This window comes from uncultured Caballeronia sp., from assembly GCF_964243625.1.
Taxonomy (GTDB): Bacteria; Pseudomonadota; Gammaproteobacteria; order Burkholderiales; family Burkholderiaceae; genus Caballeronia.
Window position 1 is genome coordinate 1 of record NZ_CAXTGZ010000490.1, and the last position, 4,571, is coordinate 4,571.

General features: G+C 58.6%; 4 protein-coding genes. 1 reads left to right on the forward strand and 3 read right to left on the reverse strand.

Features of this window, described 5'->3' with window-relative positions; all coding sequences use genetic code 11:
* A partial coding sequence (locus tag ACFFAR_RS25395) for a cupin domain-containing protein (protein ID WP_375508678.1) occupies window positions 1-640 on the reverse strand: 640 nt, incomplete at its 3' end.
* 125 nt (window positions 641-765) lie between these two features.
* Here ACFFAR_RS25395 and ACFFAR_RS25400 point away from each other — a divergent pair.
* Window positions 766-1,656 carry an NAD-dependent epimerase/dehydratase family protein gene (locus ACFFAR_RS25400; RefSeq protein WP_174364187.1) on the forward strand — a complete coding sequence of 297 codons (891 nt, stop codon included), beginning with the start codon at window positions 766-768 and terminating at the stop codon, window positions 1,654-1,656.
* Between the two features lie 18 nt (window positions 1,657-1,674).
* On the opposite strand, the gene ACFFAR_RS25405 is transcribed toward ACFFAR_RS25400, so the two are convergent.
* Together ACFFAR_RS25405 and ACFFAR_RS25410 are read right to left on the reverse strand one after the other, a co-directional pair.
* Window positions 1,675-2,358 (reverse strand): hypothetical protein, encoded by a 684-nt coding sequence (locus ACFFAR_RS25405; protein ID WP_174364188.1) that lies wholly within the window; start codon window positions 2,356-2,358, stop codon window positions 1,675-1,677.
* Between the two features lie 128 nt (window positions 2,359-2,486).
* Complete coding sequence (locus ACFFAR_RS25410) at window positions 2,487-3,818, reverse strand: hypothetical protein (RefSeq protein WP_174364189.1); 1,332 nt, start codon at window positions 3,816-3,818, stop codon at window positions 2,487-2,489.
* Window positions 3,819-4,571 lie beyond the last annotated feature (753 nt).

Below are 4,571 nucleotides of genomic sequence, written 5' to 3' on the forward strand. Positions count from 1 at the left end.
GCGAACCCTTGCCCGTGATCGCGGCCGCCATGCGTTTGTCGGCCAGTGCAAACAACCAGCCGACACCCGCCTTCGCACCCTTCGCAGCTTCTGTCAGATGCAGGCGCAAGCCCTGGACGAGCATCATGGTCGCGAGCTGCTGCGCCACAAGAAAGCCGCCCGGCTGCGGTTCGCGCAGTTCCTGCCGCATCCGTTCCACGCACCAGCGCAGCACTGCTTTATCCGATTCGTCGCGAATATGCACGATGGGTGGCAACACGCCCGACAGGATGCCCGCGTGATCGCCGGTCAGCGCGAAATGGCCGCCGACACTCAGGAAATTGCCGCCGCCGTTGAGCGGAGTAATACCGCCAGCTTTGGCGGTGGCGAAAATCGTCATTGAATCGACCGACATCAACCTGAGATCGCTGGCAAGGCGAAAAGGGCGTCCTCTTGGCAACATGAAGCAGTCGCCGGATGCCAGGTACACGGGCTCGGGAACGCCGTCCACCGACAGCCAGCACTCGCCGGAAACGACTGCGTAAAACTTGATGCCTTCATGCTTGCGGAACGATAGCGACCAGTCACCGCCCGCTTCGAAACCACCTGATACGTAATTGCGCAGCTTCAACAGCGAGAGTACGTCTGAGAGCGGGTCCATGGTTTTTCCGAACGAACGCGAAGATAAAACGAACGATACAGCATAGCTCGTTCTTGTTTGCCCGCCTATGATCGGAACGACGCGCTGGAAGGGACCTCGGCGTTCAATCAAATGGAGAAGTATCGATGCGAGTCTTTGTCACTGGAGCGACCGGTTTTGTCGGCTCCGCAGTTGTTCGGGAATTGATCGGTGCAGGACATCAGGTGCTGGGTTTGACGCGATCGGATGCGGGTGTCGCGGCGCTCGAAGCGGCGGGCGCGCAAGCGCATCGCGGAACGCTCGAAGATCTTGACAGCTTGCGCAGCGGCGCGGCGGCGGCAGATGGCGTGATCCACACGGCTTTCAATCACGACTTCTCGAAGTTCGTGGAGAACTGCGAGCTGGACCGGCGCGCCATTGAAGCGCTAGGCGATGCGCTCGAAGGGTCGAAACGGCCGCTGCTCGTTACATCGGGGCTGGGCCTTCTTGCGCCGGGCCGTGTTGCAACCGAGGACGATACGCTTTCCGCCGCGCACCCGCTCCCGCGCAAGTCGGAGTCGGCCGCCGACGCACTCATGGCGCGCGGGGTGTGCGCGTCGATCGTGCGCCTTCCGCCTTCGGTTCATGGCGATGGCGACCACGGTTTCGTGCCGATACTCGCGGGCATCGCCCGGGAGAACGGTGCATCGGTCTATGTGAACGAGGGTATGAATCGCTGGCCGGCGGTGCATCGGCTGGATGCCGCGCGGGTTTATCGGCTGGCGCTCGAGCATGGTGCGGCCGGTACGCGTTACCACGCGGTCGCGGAAGAAGGCGTGCCCTTCAAGGATATTGCCGGCGTGATCGGCCGGCGTCTGGACCTGCCTGTCCTTAGCAAGACTTCGGAGGAGGCTGCGAGCCATTTCACCTGGTTCGCGATGTTCGCCGGCATGGACGCTCCCGCTTCGAGCGAACGGACGCGCAAGCTGCTTGGTTGGGAGCCGACGCAACCTGGCCTTATCGACGATATCGACAAGGCGGGCTACTTCAAGGTCTGAACGCGATTCGATGCACCGTTACTGCGTGCCGGGACGTTTCGGCGGCGGCAGTGAAGGATCGAGCCTTGCCGAATCCCTGACCAGACTGTCCGTCATTGCGGCGGCGACGGGGTTCGAGCGGCGCGACGGATCGGCGCGAACGACCGGCGCGGGCGCCGTCACCATGGGAGGAGGCGGAGGTAGCAGCGGATCGAGCTGTGCGGATTCCCTGACAAGCTGATCTGTCATAGCCGATGTAACCGCAGGCTTCGGATTGCGGTTACGTGCGAACTCACGAGTTGTGTCGGCACGCGCGACCGGCGCAGCACGCCGGGGCGAAGTCGAGTCGTCGTGAGCGATGGCCGCGTCTTGTGCTGGCGCGGGTTCAGGAGCCGGCTTTACAGCCGGTTGCGGCGCTTGCACGGTGTTTTCCACTGGCGGCGGAGCCGGTACCGGTGCTACGGCATTGTCAGTGGCGGATTGCCTGGGCGCAATGTCAATGCTATTGGCGCCACTGGCCGTCGTCACAGCGCCGGCGATGCTTCCCGCAGTTATATGCGTGTCGCTGTACGCGGGGTCCGACTCCTCTTCCTGCTGCGAGCCGTCCTGCGTGGCATGCGTCTCGGGGCCCGCCTCGTCGCCCTTGTGGAACACGAGATAAGCGCCCACGGCGAGCTCAGCGAGCAGCACCGTGATAATCAAGGTCTTGCGTGTATTCCTCATATGATGCAACGGTTCGTTTAAGCGACGCAATTCAACCATGATAACCGCCTGCTTGTAAGAGACGCCAAAAAGGCCGGACACATGATGAATGTGCCCGGCCAGGACAATGCGCTAATTCGCTAATCGGCTCAGGTATCCGGGTTCGATGCCGCGAAGCTCTCGAATGCGGAGTACGGGGTCAAGTGTGTGCCATTCATCACCAGGCCGAACGTATCGTTGCCGCTGTCGAGCGTGTAATACATTGCCGACTGGATGTTGTGCGTCTTTCTCGCGTTATAGAAATTGCCCAGTTGAGTCGTGATGTAGTTCGAGCGATACGCCGCCGTTTGCTCAGGACCCGTGTTCCACTCGGTGATCATGAAAGGCACGTTGTAGCGAGCCTTGCAGTATGTGGGCAGATCGAAGCCAGGACCTGCGCCGTCGGAACCGATATTGAAGATGTCGCCATACACTTCGTAGTTGTGCCACGTCGTGATGTCCCAGCGTACCAGCGGATACCCACGGGTGCCGTCGGGCTGCATGCCTTCCCACAACGCGTCGGCTGCGCCATAGTCCGCTACGCAGAAGTTGATGCCGCACTTGGCGCTCGACTGGACCGATTTAACACCGTCGATCATGCCGCGCATCACACCGCGCATGGCCGGCCAGTTCGTATTGTTGAAGTCGACGGCCTTGGTGCCCGCTTGCGTGAAATCCAGGATGATGGAGACCTGGCGCGTCAATTCGTTGCCGCACTCGTACATGGTCACGCCATACGGCTGGAGCGCGGCCGCCACGGTGGAAGCAATCCAATGTCCTTGGCTATAGGCGGCACTTTCGCTGCTGAAAACATTGCCGTAGGCGTCGGTCATGCCCTGGTTGATCAGCACGAACAGCGTCATGCCCGCGGCCTGGAACGCCGCGGCCAGTTTTGTCACTGCTGCAAGTTGCGTGGGATCATCGCTGCAGCCCACGCGGAAGGTCGAACAACCCAGACCCTTCAAGATGGAGACGATCTGAGCCGGGGTATAGGGGTCGTCCCAATGGCCGTTGATGCCATAGAAGTTGCCCGGCGTCGCCGCGCTTGCATGGCGCGGGTCGCTGGCCTGCAGCCATCCGGCTGCATCGGTCCAGACATAACACTGGCCCGATGTGTTCGTATGCCACATCATGCCGCCGTACCACATGAGCAAGGCTACGTTGTAGTTGTTGCCAACAACCGTACCGTCTCTGTAAATTACGCCGCCGGACACGGTCCAGACCCTGCCTTGCTTGTCGATAAGCGACGAAGCCGGCGGGATCATCGTTGCATCGGGTGAAGCATTGCTGACTGCTGCGTTGACGACTGCCTTACCACTCGATGCGCTGTTGACGGTTGCGCCTGTTGCGTTGCTGCTGTCGCTCGAACCGCCGCAGGCGGTCAAGATGTAGCTGCCGCTCAAAGCCGTGAGGCAACCTAGAAATTGACGTCTTTTTAACATGGCGAGTTGTGTCCAATGTCGAGAAAAGGCCCGACAAAAAGAAGTTGGTAATTTCAGTTTGGAAACACGAAGCACTGTGAAAGCTGCACACTGATATTGCTGGAATTGTTCGTAGACCTAAAAAAGCTTAATGCCTGACTTCATGCTTCAGATTCTGGAAGGCCGTCCCGTGTTCGATTCGGTTTGGAGTACGAATCGAATGCCGTGGCCCGGTGCTGCGCCATCATGCAAACGAAATCACTGCGCGCCGCAGGGCGCTAACAGATGCGCTTGTCTAGGCCCATGCAGGCTTCGGCAAACGTTTCGCTCGGGATGCCGGTGTTGCGATCTGACCCGGCAAACTCTACCTTTTCCCTCAAAGGCAGGCGCAAATCCTACCCGGAATGTGCGGCAAGCCTCAAATGAATTAATATCTTTTCGCTGAAAAAGGGCAAATCTTCTAACGAGCCACTTCAACGCAAAAATATTTCCTCATGAGAATGGACTATTGATCTGATGAATTAAAATGAAAGGTCTAATATTTGCCGGTCACTTTGACTGCTGCGGGTAATTAATGCCCGATTATGTAACAATTTTTGGCCGATATTTACCTGCGAATTTAGCGGAAACCCCTGCTCCGATAAAAGTGACCGATGCATCGTTTTCCGGGTCGTTTTTTACAGGAAAAATCCCCTTGACATAATAATTATTAGTAATGGAGTTTCAGTAGTTGTTTATGACTGAGCCATCGCAGGGAATACAGTTTGAGTTTTC